This window comes from Streptomyces sp. NPDC046759, from assembly GCF_040645475.1.
Taxonomy (GTDB): domain Bacteria; phylum Actinomycetota; class Actinomycetes; order Streptomycetales; family Streptomycetaceae; genus Streptomyces.
Genome location: NZ_JBEYYJ010000042.1, coordinates 12,740 through 25,870 on the forward strand (window position 1 = coordinate 12,740; position 13,131 = coordinate 25,870).

General features: G+C 71.9%; 10 protein-coding genes and 1 pseudogene. 6 read left to right on the forward strand and 5 right to left on the reverse strand.

What is annotated here, in order from left to right:
• Nucleotides 1-141: 141 nt before the first annotated feature.
• The 5 genes and pseudogenes from ABZ919_RS37505 to ABZ919_RS37525 all read right to left on the reverse strand — a co-directional run.
• Nucleotides 142-338 (reverse strand): annotated as a pseudogene (locus tag ABZ919_RS37505) (L-rhamnose mutarotase); the annotation flags it as partial.
• A gap of 61 nt (nt 339-399) precedes the next feature.
• Complete coding sequence (rhaS, locus tag ABZ919_RS37510; RefSeq protein ID WP_361257457.1) at nt 400-1,479, reverse strand: rhamnose ABC transporter substrate-binding protein; 1,080 nt, start codon at nt 1,477-1,479, stop codon at nt 400-402.
• A gap of 32 nt (nt 1,480-1,511) precedes the next feature.
• Nucleotides 1,512-2,501, reverse strand: a complete 990-nt coding sequence (locus ABZ919_RS37515) for an ABC transporter permease (RefSeq protein ID WP_361257460.1) — start codon at nt 2,499-2,501, stop codon at nt 1,512-1,514.
• Entirely contained in the window at nt 2,494-3,564 is a 1,071-nt protein-coding gene (locus ABZ919_RS37520) for an ABC transporter permease (RefSeq protein WP_361257463.1), read from the reverse strand. Before ABZ919_RS37520 ends, ABZ919_RS37515 begins: the two co-directional genes overlap by 8 nt.
• Nucleotides 3,561-5,078, reverse strand: a complete 1,518-nt coding sequence (locus ABZ919_RS37525; protein ID WP_361257467.1) for a sugar ABC transporter ATP-binding protein — start codon at nt 5,076-5,078, stop codon at nt 3,561-3,563. The genes ABZ919_RS37520 and ABZ919_RS37525 overlap by 4 nt, the downstream gene beginning before the upstream one ends.
• A gap of 267 nt (nt 5,079-5,345) precedes the next feature.
• Between ABZ919_RS37525 and rhaI the strand changes: the two genes are divergently transcribed.
• The 6 genes from rhaI to ABZ919_RS37555 all read left to right on the forward strand — a co-directional run bounded on the left by rhaI (nt 5,346) and on the right by ABZ919_RS37555 (nt 13,075).
• Nucleotides 5,346-6,506, forward strand: a complete 1,161-nt coding sequence (gene rhaI, locus ABZ919_RS37530; protein ID WP_361257608.1) for an L-rhamnose isomerase — start codon at nt 5,346-5,348, stop codon at nt 6,504-6,506.
• A 134-nt stretch (nt 6,507-6,640) separates the two neighbouring features.
• On the forward strand, nt 6,641-8,680 hold the full coding sequence (locus ABZ919_RS37535; protein ID WP_361257470.1) for a bifunctional aldolase/short-chain dehydrogenase: 2,040 nt from the start codon (nt 6,641-6,643) through the stop codon (nt 8,678-8,680).
• Nucleotides 8,681-8,736: 56 nt separating this feature from the next.
• The gene (locus ABZ919_RS37540; protein ID WP_361257611.1) at nt 8,737-10,125 is read left to right on the forward strand and encodes a rhamnulokinase family protein; all 1,389 of its coding nucleotides are present in this window, start codon (nt 8,737-8,739) and stop codon (nt 10,123-10,125) included.
• Nucleotides 10,126-10,197: 72 nt separating this feature from the next.
• Entirely contained in the window at nt 10,198-10,953 is a 756-nt protein-coding gene (locus tag ABZ919_RS37545; protein WP_361257473.1) for a (Fe-S)-binding protein, read from the forward strand.
• Nucleotides 10,950-12,437 carry a LutB/LldF family L-lactate oxidation iron-sulfur protein gene (locus ABZ919_RS37550; RefSeq protein WP_361257476.1) on the forward strand — a complete coding sequence of 496 codons (1,488 nt, stop codon included), beginning with the start codon at nt 10,950-10,952 and terminating at the stop codon, nt 12,435-12,437. The genes ABZ919_RS37545 and ABZ919_RS37550 overlap by 4 nt, the downstream gene beginning before the upstream one ends.
• Nucleotides 12,434-13,075: an LUD domain-containing protein gene (locus ABZ919_RS37555; protein ID WP_361257479.1), complete on the forward strand. Its 642-nt coding sequence runs from the start codon at nt 12,434-12,436 to the stop codon at nt 13,073-13,075. Before ABZ919_RS37550 ends, ABZ919_RS37555 begins: the two co-directional genes overlap by 4 nt.
• Nucleotides 13,076-13,131: the final 56 nt, after the last annotated feature.

The following is a 13,131-nucleotide window of genomic DNA, read 5'->3' on the forward strand; positions in this document are numbered from 1 at the left end:
GGCAGCGCGAAGTCGGCCGCTGATGGGCGAGGGCGCGGTGCGGTGAACTTCTCCTGGTACAGGTCGATCCGGGGCCCGCATCGAACAGGGCGCGGCCGAGCTGGGTGATCCGTGGGGCCACGCGCCCGCTTCCGGCGACGGTCATGGCAGGTGGAGCACCTCCGTGGCCGGTTCCATGGCCTCGTCGGGCCAGGTGCTGTCGAGCGACTCGGGGAACGGCGCCCTCTCCGCCTGCCGCGGGCGTTGACCTCGGTCACCTCCCTGGCGGCTGGGGCGGCGCCGAAGTCCTCGGCCGCCAGGTGACCGACGAGCGGGCCGTCCTCCCGCAGGAACAGCGAGCAGGCGTGCCGGCGGGCCGCCTTCAGGGCATCCAGCGTGTCCGGAAACGTCGTTTGCTCCCTAGAAGCTGAACTGGTCGATGTTGCTCGCGTCGAACACGGTCGGCTTGCCGAGGGTGATCACACCGTCCTTGCCGATCGTGTACGTCGTCCCGCCGGCCTTGAAGGTCTCGCCCTCCTTGCCGGTGATCTGCCCGGAGCCGAGGGCGACGGCGGTGCGGGCGGCCAGGTCGCCGAGCTTGGCCGGGTCCCACAGTTCGAAGGCCTTCACGGTGCCGTTCTTGACGTACTTGCGCATGTCGTTCGGCGTGCCCAGACCGGTCAGCCGGACCTCGCCCTTGTACTTGGAGCCGGACAGGTACTGGGCAGCCGCCTTGATGCCGACCGTGGTCGGGGAGATGATCCCCTTCAGGTCCGGATACTCCTGGAGCAGGCCCTGGGTCTGCTGGAAGGACTGCTGGGCGTCGTCGTTCCCGTAGGCGATCTTGACGAGCTTGATGTCCTTGTACCTGGGGTCCTTCAGCTCGTCCTTCATGTAGCCGATCCACGTGTTCTGGTTCGTCGCGGTCTGCGCGGCCGACAGGATCGCGATCTCGCCCTTGTACCCGACCTGCTGCGCGAGCAGCTGTACCTCGGTACGGCCCAGGTCCTCGGCGGACGCCTGCGAGACGAAGGCGTTGCGGCAGGCGGGGCTGGTGTCGGAGTCGTAGGTGACGACCTTGATGCCGTTGCTCATGGCCTGCTTGAGCGCGGTGCACAGGGCGCCGGGGTCCTGCGCGGAGACGGCGATGCCGTTCACCTGCTGCTGGGTGAGCGTGTTGACGTAGCTGACCTGGCCGCTGGTGTCGGTCGCGCTGGAGGGGCCCACCTCCTTGTACGCCGAGCCGAGTTCGGCGAGCGCCTTCCGGCCGCCCTTGTCCGCGGTGGTGAAGTAGGGGTTGTTCACCTGCTTCGGCAGGAAGCCGACGGTGAGCCCCTTCTTGGTGGCGGCGTTCGGATCGGCCTTGCCGGCGGTGGCGGCGGAGGCGTTGTCGGCCTTGACGTCGTTCTTGGTGGTGCCGCCGCAGGCGGTGGCGGCGAGGGCGAGGGCGGTGACGGCCGCCAGAGCGGCGCCGGTGCGCAGGAGGGGTGACTTAAGCATGGCGGAGGGTCCTTTACGAGGAGGGGACGGGCTTACGAGGTCGGAGTCGAGGCGGCTCGGCGGCCCACCCTCGCCACGGAGATCCGGCGCGCCACCCGGGGCCCGAGCACGGAGACGACGAGGAGCACACCGGTGACGACGATCTGCGACTGCGCGGAGACGTTCAGCAGACTCATCACGTTCTGCAGCGCGCCCAGCAGGAACACCCCGGCGACCGCGCCGCCGAGCGTGCCCTTGCCCCCGTCGAAGTCGATACCGCCCAGCAACACGGCCGCGATCACGGAGAGTTCGAGACCGGTCGCGTTGTCGTACCGGGCGCTGGCGTAGTGCAGTGCCCAGAACACACCGGTGAGCGCCGACATGAACCCGGTGGCGACGAAGAGCAGCAGCTTCGTCCGCTTCACCCGGATCCCGGCGAACCGTGCGGCCTCCTCGCTCGCGCCGACCGCGAAGAGGGACCGGCCGAACGGGGTGGCGTGCAGGACGACGACGGCGACGCCGAGCAGCACCAGGAAGGGCAGGAAGGCCTGCGGCAGGAAGGAGTCGCCGACGCGGCCGGCCGCGAAGTCCAGGTACGGGGAGGGGAAGTCGGTCACCGCGTCGGAGCCGAGGACGATCTGCGCGAGGCCCCGGTAGGCGGCGAGGGTTCCGATGGTGACGGCGAGGGACGGCAGCCCGAGCCGGGTGACGAGCAGACCGTTGACCAGCCCGCAGGCGAGGCCGAGCAGCAGGCACAGCGGGATGATCGTCTCGATGGCCATGCCCTCGTTCCAGAGCCTGCCCATCACCGCTCCGGACAGACCGGCCGTGGACGCCACCGACAGGTCGATCTCGCCGGCTACCACCAGCAAGGTCATCGGCAGGGCGATCAGTGCGACCGGCAGGGTGTTCCCGATCAGGAAGGACAGGTTCAGCGCGTTGCCGAAACCGTCGACGCACCCGAACGACAGCAGCACCAGCACGGCGAGCAGGGCGCCGACGACGGTGTCCCAGCGAATGGCGCGGGTCGACGACTCAGGCACCGGCGTTCTCCTTCGCCATGACGTTCTTCGTCCGGTCCGACTTCTTCTTCAGTGCGGCGGCCACCCGCAGGGCCACGATCCGGTCGACGGCGATGGCGAGCAGCAGCAGGACGCCGTTGATGGCGAGCACCCAGACGGAGCTGACGCCGAGCGCGGGCAGCACGCTGTTCACGGAGGTGAGCAGCAGCGCGCCGAGCGCGGCGCCGTACACGCTTCCCGAGCCGCCGGTGAAGGCGATGCCGCCCACCACGACCGCGCTGACGACGGTGAGTTCGTATCCGTTTCCGGTGCCGGAGTCGACGTTGCCGAAGCGCGCCAGGTACATCGCTCCGGCGAGTCCCGCGAGCGAGCCGCAGAAGGTGTAGGCGGCCAGGATCCGCTTGCGCACCGGGATGCCGGCGAGCCTCGCCGCCTCGGGGTTGGAGCCGAGGGCGTACAACTCCCGCCCGCTGCCGAAGTGTCGGAGGTGGTGGGCGGTGCCGGCGAGCACGACGAGCGCGATCAGGGCCGGCCAGGGGACCGCCGAGATGCCGCCGGAGCCGAAGTCGACGAAGCTGCCCGGCAGGTCCGCCGCGGTGATCTGCCGGGAGCCGACCCAGATGGAGTCGACGCCGCGGACGATGTAGAGGGTGCCGAGCGTGACGACGAGGGCGGGCACCTGGCCGAGGCTGACCAGCAGGCCGTTGAGCAGCCCGAAGCCGGTGCCCAGCAGCACGGCGAGGAGGATCGCGACGATCGCGTCGCCGCCTCCGTGCAGCCAGGTGCCGGCGGCGAAGGCGCTGATGCCGAGGGTGGAGCCGACGGACAGGTCGACGTTCCGGGTGAGGACGACCACGGACTGGCCGGTGGCGACCAGCACCAGGATGGCCGCGTTCAGCAGCAGGTCCTTGATGCCCTGTTCGGACAGGAACTGGCTGTTGCCCGCCTGGGTGACCGCGATCATCACCAGGAGGACGACCAGGATGGCCAGTTCGCGCATCTTGAGGACACGGTCCACCAGCCGGGTCCCGCCGGACCGGGGCGCCTCGGCGACGGGGGCGGGGTTCGGGTTGGTCACCGTCATGCGGCGGCCCTCCCGGTGGCTGCGGCCATCACGGTTGCCTCGGTGGCTTCGGAGCGGGGGATCTCGGCGGTGATCCGCCCCTCGTGCATGACGAGGACGCGGTCGGCCATCCCGAGGATCTCGGGGAGGTCGGAGGAGATCATGAGCACCGCCACCCCGTCGGCGGCGAGCTGGGACAGCAGCCGGTGCACCTCGGCCTTGGTGCCGACGTCGATGCCCCGGGTCGGCTCGTCCACGATGAGCACCTTCGGGCCGGTGGCCAGCCACTTGGCGAGCACGACCTTCTGCTGGTTGCCGCCGGACAGCGTGGAGACGGCGTCCGCGATCCGGGCGTACTTCACCTGGAGCCGGACCGCCCAGTCGAGCGAGCGGCTGCGTTCGGCACCCCGGTCCACCAGCCCGGCCCTGACGGTCGTACGCAGCCCGGTCAGGCCGATGTTCCGCTCGATGGACATGTCCATCACCAGGCCCTGGGCCCGCCGGTCCTCGGGGACGAGGGCCAGGCCGGCGGCCATCGCGGTGGACGGCGCGCCGTTGGTGAGCCCGTGCCCGTCGACCTCGACCTCTCCGGCGTCCCAGCGGTCGACCCCGAACACCGCGCGGGCCACCTCGGTGCGGCCGGCGCCGACCAGCCCCGCGAGGCCGACGATCTCACCGCGCCGCACCTCGAAGGACACGTCGGTGAACACGCCTTCCCGGGTCAGCCGGCGCACGCTGAGCGCGACCTCGCCGGCGGAGAGGTCCTGCTTCGGGTACAGCTCGTCGAGGTCCCGGCCCACCATCCGGCGGACGAGATCGTCCTCGGCCATGCCTGCCAACGGCTCGGTGGCGATCCACGCGCCGTCCCTCAGCGTGGTGACCCGCCGGCAGATCCGGAAGATCTCCTCCAGCCGGTGCGAGATGAACAGCACCGCGGCGCCCTGGGCGCTCAGGGTGCGCACGACCTCGAACAGCCGGGCGACTTCGCTGCCGGTCAGGGCGGCCGTGGGCTCGTCCATGACGAGGACCCGGGCGTCGAAGGACAGCGCCTTGGCGATCTCCACCATCTGCTGGTCCGCGATCGACAGTCCGCGGGCGGGCCGGTCCGGGTCCAGACCGACCCCGAGCCGCTCCATGAGCACGGCCGTGGCCGCGTGGGTGGCCTTGTGGTCGATCCGGCCGAGGGATCGCCTGGGCTGACGGCCCATGAAGATGTTCTCGGCGATGGACAGATCGGGAAAGAGGGTGGGCTCCTGGTGGATCACGGCGATCCCGGCGTCACGGGCGTCGCCGGGGCCGTGGAAGACGACGGGTTCGCCGTCGAGCAGCACCTGGCCGGCATCCGGCCGGTGCACTCCGGCGAGGGTCTTGATCAGTGTCGACTTGCCCGCGCCGTTCTCGCCGGCCAGGGCGTGCACCTCGCCGGGCAGCAGCTCCAGGGAGACGTCCCGGAGGGCGCGTACGGCACCGAAGGACTTGCAGACGCCCTTCAGCGCCAGCACCGGCGCCGGCCCCGTGTCAGGCGGGTGGGTCATGTCAGGCTCCTCGACGACGCCGGCGGGACGGCCCCTGGCCTCCCCCGCATTGTGAAAGGTTTCAAAGGATGCCGGGACCGTAGGCACCGCGACCTGGGCGCGTCAATGGGTCCGTGGGGAAAAGTTCCGCGAGCACAGCCTGCGCCGGAGCCAGTGACCCCAGCTCTGGTCGCAGCGCTTGACACACCTCCGGGGGGCGCCTAGCTTGCGCGTCTGAATCGTTTCATGCGCATCGTAGTGAAGACCGCCACCACCAGGAGTCCTGCCGTGACCGACCTCGCCGCGGTGAAGGCCGCGCTCAAGACCCAGGCCGTCGAGACGCCGTCGTGGGCGTACGGGAACTCCGGGACCCGTTTCAAGGTGTTCGCGCAGGCCGGCGTCCCCCGCGATCCGTGGGAGAAGCTCCAGGACGCGGCCAAGGTGCACGAGTTCACGGGCGTGGCCCCGACCGTCGCCCTGCACATCCCCTGGGACGAGGTCGACGACTACGCGGCGCTGGCGAAGTACGCCGAGGAGCGCGGGCTGCGGCTGGGCGCGATCAACTCCAACACCTTCCAGGACGACGACTACAGGCTGGGCAGCGTCTGCCATCCGGATGCGGCGGTGCGGCGCAAGGCGATCGGCCATCTGCTGGCGTGCGTCGACGTCATGGACGCCACCGGATCGCGGGATCTGAAGCTGTGGTTCGCCGACGGCACCAACTACCCCGGCCAGGACGACATCCGCGCCCGGCAGGAAAGGCTGGCGGACGGGCTGGCCCAGGTGTACGAGCGGCTCGGCGAGGGACAGCGGATGCTGCTGGAGTACAAGTTCTTCGAGCCGGCGTTCTACGCCACCGATGTGCCCGACTGGGGCACCGCCTACGCCCACTGCCTCATGCTCGGCGACAGGGCCCGGGTGGTCGTCGACACCGGGCACCACGCTCCGGGGACCAACATCGAGTTCATCGTGGCCACGCTGCTGCGGGAGGGGAAGCTCGGCGGGTTCGACTTCAACTCCCGGTTCTACGCCGACGACGACCTGATGGCCGGGGCCGCGGATCCGTTCCAGTTGTTCCGGATCATGTACGAGGTGGTGCGCGGGGGTGGGCTGGGGCCGGACGTCGCGTTCATGCTCGATCAGTGCCACAACATCGAGGCCAAGATCCCCGCGGTCATCCGCTCGGTGATGAACGTGCAGGAGGCCACGGCGAAAGCGCTGCTGGTCGACCGGGAGGCGTTGGCCTCGGCCCAGCGGGAAGGGGACGTGCTCGGCGCCAACGCCGTACTCATGGACGCCTACAACACCGACGTACGGCCCCTGCTGCGTGAAGTGCGGGAGGAGACGGGGCTGGACCCCGACCCCGTCGCCGCGTACGCCCGGTCCGGGTGGGCCCGGAAGATCGTCGCCGAGCGGGTCGGAGGGCAGCAGGCCGGGTGGGGGGCGTAGGCGCCTGCCTGGGCCGTTTCGTCGCGGAGCGCGGGTCCGTCGTGGTCGCCGGCGCCCACGCGGCGGCAGCCGCACATCGGCACAGTCCCGCGTCCCTTGGATGCGCGCTCCCCTTCTCGAAAGGAACCCTTCTCATGGCAACCCATCCTGGAGCCGCCGCCCTCCTCGAGCGCTCCCACCGGCTCGGCTCCGACCCCCGGAACACCAACTACGCCGGGGGGAACGCCTCGGCCAAAGGCGTCGCCACCGACCCCGTCACCGGGGGTGACGTGGAGCTCATGTGGGTCAAGGGGTCCGGCGGTGACCTCGGCACGCTCACCGAGGCAGGGCTCGCGGTGCTGCGGCTGGACCGGCTCCGGGCGCTCGTAGGCGTCTACCCGGGGGCCGAGCGCGAGGACGAGATGGTCGGCGCGTTCGACTACTGTCTGCACGGCCGCGGCGGGGCGGCGCCGTCCATCGACACCGCCATGCACGGCCTGGTGGACGCCCCGCACGTGGACCATCTGCATCCGGACTCCGGCATCGCCCTTGCCTGTGCCGCCGACGGGGAGAAGCTGACCGCCGAGTGTTTCGGCGACACGGTGGTGTGGGTGCCGTGGCGCCGGCCCGGCTTCCAGCTCGGACTGGACATCGCCACGATCAAGGACGCCCATCCGCGGGCGATCGGGTGCGTTCTCGGCGGCCATGGCATCACCGCCTGGGGCGACAGCTCCGAGGAGTGCGAGCGGAACTCGCTGCACATCATCCGCACCGCCGAGGCGTTCCTCGCCGAGCGGGGCCGGCCCGAGCCGTTCGGGCCCGTCGTCGACGGTTTCGCGGCCCTGCCCGAGGCCGAACGGCGGGAGCGCGCCGCCGCCCTCGCGCCGTACGTCCGCGCCCTCGCCTCCCAGGACGGGCCGCAGGTCGGGCACTTCGACGACTCCGGTGCCGTCCTGGACTTCCTCGCCCGCGCCGGGCACCCCCGGCTGGCGGCGCTGGGCACGTCCTGCCCGGACCACTTCCTGCGCACCAAGGTGCGGCCGCTGGTGCTCGACCTGCCGCCGGCCGTGCCGCTGGAGGAGGCCGTCGCCCGGCTGCAGGAGCTGCACGCCGCCTATCGAATGGAGTACGCCGCCTACTACGCCCGGCACGCCCGGCCCGACTCCCCCGCCATGCGCGGCGCCGACCCGGCGATCGTGCTCGTCCCCGGGGTCGGCATGTTCTCCTTCGGCAAGGACAAGCAGACCGCGCGCGTGGCGGGCGAGTTCTACGTCAACGCCGTCAACGTCATGCGTGGCGCGGAGGCGGTGTCGGCGTACGCGCCGATCGAGGAGGCCGAGAAGTTCCGCATCGAGTACTGGGCGCTGGAGGAGGCCAAGCTCCGGCGCATGCCGAGGCCCAAGCCGCTCGCCACGCGCGTCGCACTGGTCACCGGAGCCGGCAGCGGCATCGGAAGGGCCGTCGCCCGCCGGCTCGCCGCCGAGGGAGCCTGTGTCGTCGTCGCCGATCGGAACGCCGGGAGCGCCGCCGCCGTCGCCGAGGAACTGGGCGGGCCGGACAAGGCCGTCGCCGTCGCCGTGGACGTCACCGACGAGGAGCAGATCGCCGCCGCGTTCCGGGCCGCCGTGCTCGCCTTCGGCGGGGTCGACCTCGTCGTCAACAACGCCGGCATCTCCGTCTCCAGGCCACTGCTGGAGACCACCGCCGACGACTGGGACCTCCAGCACGACGTCATGGCCCGCGGCTCCTTCCTGGTCTCGCGGGAGGCGGCGCGGGCCATGATCGCGCAGGGGCTGGGCGGCGACATCGTCTACATCGCGTCCAAGAACGCCGTGTTCGCGGGCCCGAACAACATCGCCTACTCCGCGGCCAAGGCCGACCAGGCGCATCAAGTACGGCTGCTCGCGGCCGAGTTGGGTGAGCACGGGATCCGGGTCAACGGGGTCAACCCGGACGGCGTGGTGCGCGGTTCCGGGATCTTCGCCGGCGGCTGGGGCGCACAGCGGGCCGCGGTGTACGGGGTGCCGGAGGAGAAGCTCGGCGAGTTCTACGCGCAGCGGACCCTCCTGAAGCGGGAGGTGCTGCCCGAGCATGTGGCGAACGCGGTGTTCGCACTCACGGGCGGGGACCTGACGCACACCACCGGGCTGCACATCCCGGTCGACGCGGGTGTGGCGGCCGCGTTCCTGCGGTGAGCGCGGGCGTGAAGTCGTACGCCGCGGTCGACCTGGGGGCCTCGAACGGGCGGGTGATGGTCGGACGGGTGGGTCCCAACTCGCTGGAGCTCGCCGAGGCGCACCGCTTCCCCAACCGGCCGGTGCGCACGCCGGAGGGGCTGCGCTGGGATCTCCTCGCGCTGTACGCCGGTGTCCTGGACGGGCTGCGGGCGGCGGGGCGGGTGGATTCCGTCGGCGTCGACGGCTGGGCCGTCGACTACGGCCTGCTGGACGCCGACGGGGCCCTGCTGGGCAACCCGGTGCACTATCGCGACGCCCGCACGCAGGGCGTCGCCGAGAAGGTGTGGGCGACCGTGCCGGCCGGGGACCTGTACGCGGCCACCGGCATCCAGTACGCCCCGTTCAACACCCTCTACCAGCTCGTCGCCGCCCGCTCCTCCGTCCAGCTCGCGCAGGCCGAAAGGGTGTTGCTCATCCCGGACCTGGTGTCGTACTGGCTGACCGGCACCCAGGGCACCGAGCTGACCAACGCCTCCACCACCCAGCTCGTCGACCCCAGGACACGCACCTGGTCGTACGACGTCGCCGAGCGGCTCGGCATCGACCTCGGGCTGTTCGCGCCCCTGCGGCAGCCCGGTGATCCGGCCGGTCTGCTGCGGCCGGAGGTGCTGGCGGACACCGGGCTGGCCGGTCCGGTGCCGGTGACGGCCGTCGCCTCGCACGACACCGCCTCCGCGGTGGCCGCCGTCCCGGCCACCGGTGCGCGCTTCGCCTACATCTGCACCGGCACCTGGTCCCTGGCCGGCCTGGAACTGGAGGCGCCCGTCCTCACCGAGGAGAGCCGGGCCGCGAACTTCACCAACGAGCTGGGGCTCGACGGCACCGTCCGGTACCTGCGCAACATCATGGGGCTGTGGCTGCTCCAGGAGTGCCGACGGGCCTGGCACGAACCCGACCTGGGGCAGCTGCTCCGCGAGGCCGGCGGCGTGCCGGTGCTGCGTTCGGTGGTGGACGCCGGGGACGAGGCGTTCCTGGCACCCGGGCGGATGCCGGAGCGGATCGCCGCGGCGTGCCGGGCGTCCGGCCAGCCGGTCCCGTCGACGCGGGCCGAGGTCACCCGGTGCATCCTGGACTCGCTGGCCCTCGCCCACCGGCGGGCGGTCGAGGAGGCACAGCGGCTGGCCGGTCGTGCGGTGGACGTGGTGTACGTCGTCGGCGGGGGCAGCCGGAACGCGCCGCTGTGCCAGCTGACCGCCGACGCCTGCGGGCTGCCCGTGGTGGCCGGTGCGCCGGAGGCGGCGGCCCTCGGCAACGTCCTGGTCCAGGCCCGTGCGCACGGGCTGGTGGGCGATCCGGCCGCGATGCGCCGGCTGCTCACCCGTACCCAGCCGCTGACCCGGTACGCGCCGCGCGGCGACCGGGCGCGCTGGCGGGAGGCCGAGGCGCGGCTCGCCACGCGGTGAGCGGCGGTCTCCCGTCGGCGGTGTCCGCCCACTACCCTGCACTCGTCCGATGACCGAGCCCGAGGAGTCGCGATGCGTGTCGCTCTGTTCCTGACCTGCGTCAACGACACGCTCTATCCGGACACCGGACGCGCCGTGGTGAAGCTGATGACCAGACTGGGTGTCGACATCGACTTTCCGATGAGTCAGACCTGCTGCGGGCAGGCGCACTACAACACCGGCTACCGGCATGAGACCGAGCCGCTGGCCCGGCACTTCTCCGATGTCTTCCGCGAGTACGACGCGATCGTCACTCCCTCAGGGTCCTGCGGTGCGATGGTGCGGGAGCTGTACCCACGGATGGGTGAGCGGGCCCGTGCCGAGGGGCGCGGGGACTCACTGGCGCGGACGCTGGCACCGGTGGTGCCGAAGACGTACGAGCTGACGGAGTTCCTGGTGGACGTGCTCGGGGTGACGGACGTCGGCGCCTGCTACCCGCACAAGGTCACCTACCATCCCACCTGTCACGGCCTGCGCGGCCTCGGGCTCGGCGACCGGCCGCGCCGCCTTCTCCAGGCCGTGAAGGGCCTGGAGCTGGTCGAGCTGCCGGGTGCCGAGGAGTGCTGCGGGTTCGGCGGCACCTTCGCGTTGAAGAACGCCGACGTCTCCGCGGCGATGGGCGCGGACAAGGTGCGCAACGCGGAGTCGACGGGCGCGCAGGTGCTGTGCGCGGCCGACAACTCGTGCCTGATGCACATCGGCGGAACCATGAGCCGCCTGAAGGTGGGCATGCGGCCGGTGCACCTCGCGGAGATCCTGGCGAGCACGGAGGAGGAGTCCGCCGTATGAGCGGCACATTCGTCGGTATGCCGGCCTTTCCCGAGGCCGCGCGCGGCGCCGTCCGCAATGCCACCCTGCGCGGCAATCTGCGGCACGCCACGCACACCATCCGCGCCAAGCGGGCCCGTGCGGTGGCCGAGTTGTCCGACTGGGCGGCATTGCGCGAGGCGGGCCGCCGGATCAAGGACCACGCCCTGCGCCATCTCGACCGGTATCTGGAGCAGTTGGAGGAGTCGGTCACGGCGGCCGGCGGCACGGTCCACTGGGCGGCCGACGCGGACGAGGCCAACCGGATCGTCGCCCGGCTCGTCAGGGAGACCGGTGAGTCGGAGGCCGTCAAGGTCAAGTCGATGGCGACCCAGGAGACGGGGCTCAACGAGGCCCTCGCGGCCGAGGGCATCCGTGTCTACGAGACCGATCTCGCCGAGCTGATCGTGCAGCTGGGCAAGGACCGGCCCTCGCACATCCTGGTCCCCGCCATCCACCGCAACCGGGGCGAGATCCGGGACATCTTCCGCTCGGAGATGGGCGCGTGGGGCCGTCCGGCTCCCGAGGGCCTGACCGACACGCCCGCCGAACTCGCCGAGGCCGCGCGGCTGCACCTGCGGGAGAAGTTCCTGCGTGCCAAGGTGGGCATCTCCGGCGCCAACTTCATGGTCGCCGAGACCGGCACGCTCGTGGTCGTGGAGTCCGAGGGGAACGGCCGGATGTGCCTCACCCTGCCGGAGACGCTGATCTCGGTGGTCGGCATCGAGAAGATCGTGCCGACCTGGCGCGACCTGGAGGTCTTTCTCCAGACCCTCCCCCGCTCCTCCACCGCCGAGCGCATGAACCCGTACACGAGCATGTGGACCGGCACCACGGACGACGACGGGCCCCGCGCCTTCCACCTGGTCCTGCTCGACAACGGCCGCACCGACGCCCTCGCCGACCAGGTCGGCCGGCAGGCCCTGCGCTGCATCCGCTGCTCGGCCTGCCTCAACGTCTGCCCCGTCTACGAACGGGCCGGCGGGCACGCCTACGGCTCGGTCTACCCCGGTCCGATCGGCGCCATCCTCAGCCCCCAGCTCCGGGGCACGGCGAGCGAAATCGACGCCTCCCTGCCCTACGCGTCGAGCCTGTGCGGGGCCTGCTACGAGGTCTGCCCGGTCGCCATCGACATCCCGGAGGTGCTGGTGCACCTGCGGGAGCGGGTGGTGGAGGGCGGACCGGCGGTGCGGGAAGGCAACAAGGTCGTGCTGAAGCCGGCCAAGGGGCACGCGGCCGAGCGGGCGGCCGTGCGCGCGACGCGCTGGGCGCTCACCCACCCCGCCGCCCTGCGCAGCGGGCAGCGGCTCGCCTCGCGCACCCGCCGGCTGCACCCCCGTACCCTGCCCGGCCCGGGCAGCGCATGGACCGGCACCCGTGACCTGCCCGCCGTACCGGCGGAGCCCTTCCGGGACTGGTGGCAGCGTACTCACGGTGGCACCGGCCGGCGAGGGGCGGCCAAGTGAGCGGCAGGGACAGGATTCTGGGCCGGGTGCGGCGCGCGCTCGCGGACGTGCCGCCGGACGAGCGGCCGTACGGGGAGGCGGTGTCCCGCGGCTACCTGCGCGAGCACGGGGAGCGTACGACGGAGCGGACGGTGGAGCTGCTGGCCGAGAACCTGGCGGACTACCGGGCGATCGTGCACCGAAGCGACGCCCGGGCCCTGCCCGGCCTCGTGGCGCGGCTGCTGGCCGAGCACGGCTCCCGGGAGGTGCTGGTGCCGCCGGGGCTGCCGCCGGAGTGGCTGTCCGGCGCGGACACACCGCAGCTACAGGACCGGGCGGAGAGCACCCCGCACCGACTGGACCAGGTGGACAGCGTGGTGACGGGCTGTGCGGTGGCGATCGCCGAGACGGGCACGATCGTCCTGGACGGCTCCCCCGACCAGGGCCGGCGCCGTATCTCGCTCGTCCCGGACCACCACATCTGTGTCGTCCGGGTGCCCGGCCAGGTCGTCTCCTCCGTCCCGCAGGCCCTCGAACGCCTCACCCCGGCCCGCCCGTTGACCTGGATCTCCGGCCCGTCGGCGACCAGCGACATCGAGCTGGACCGGGTGGAGGGCGTGCACGGGCCGCGGAAGCTGGAAGTGATCCTGCTCGGCTGACGGACCCGCGCGGTTCGCCCGGTGACCCGTTTCGCCGCACCGGCGGGCATGCCGCG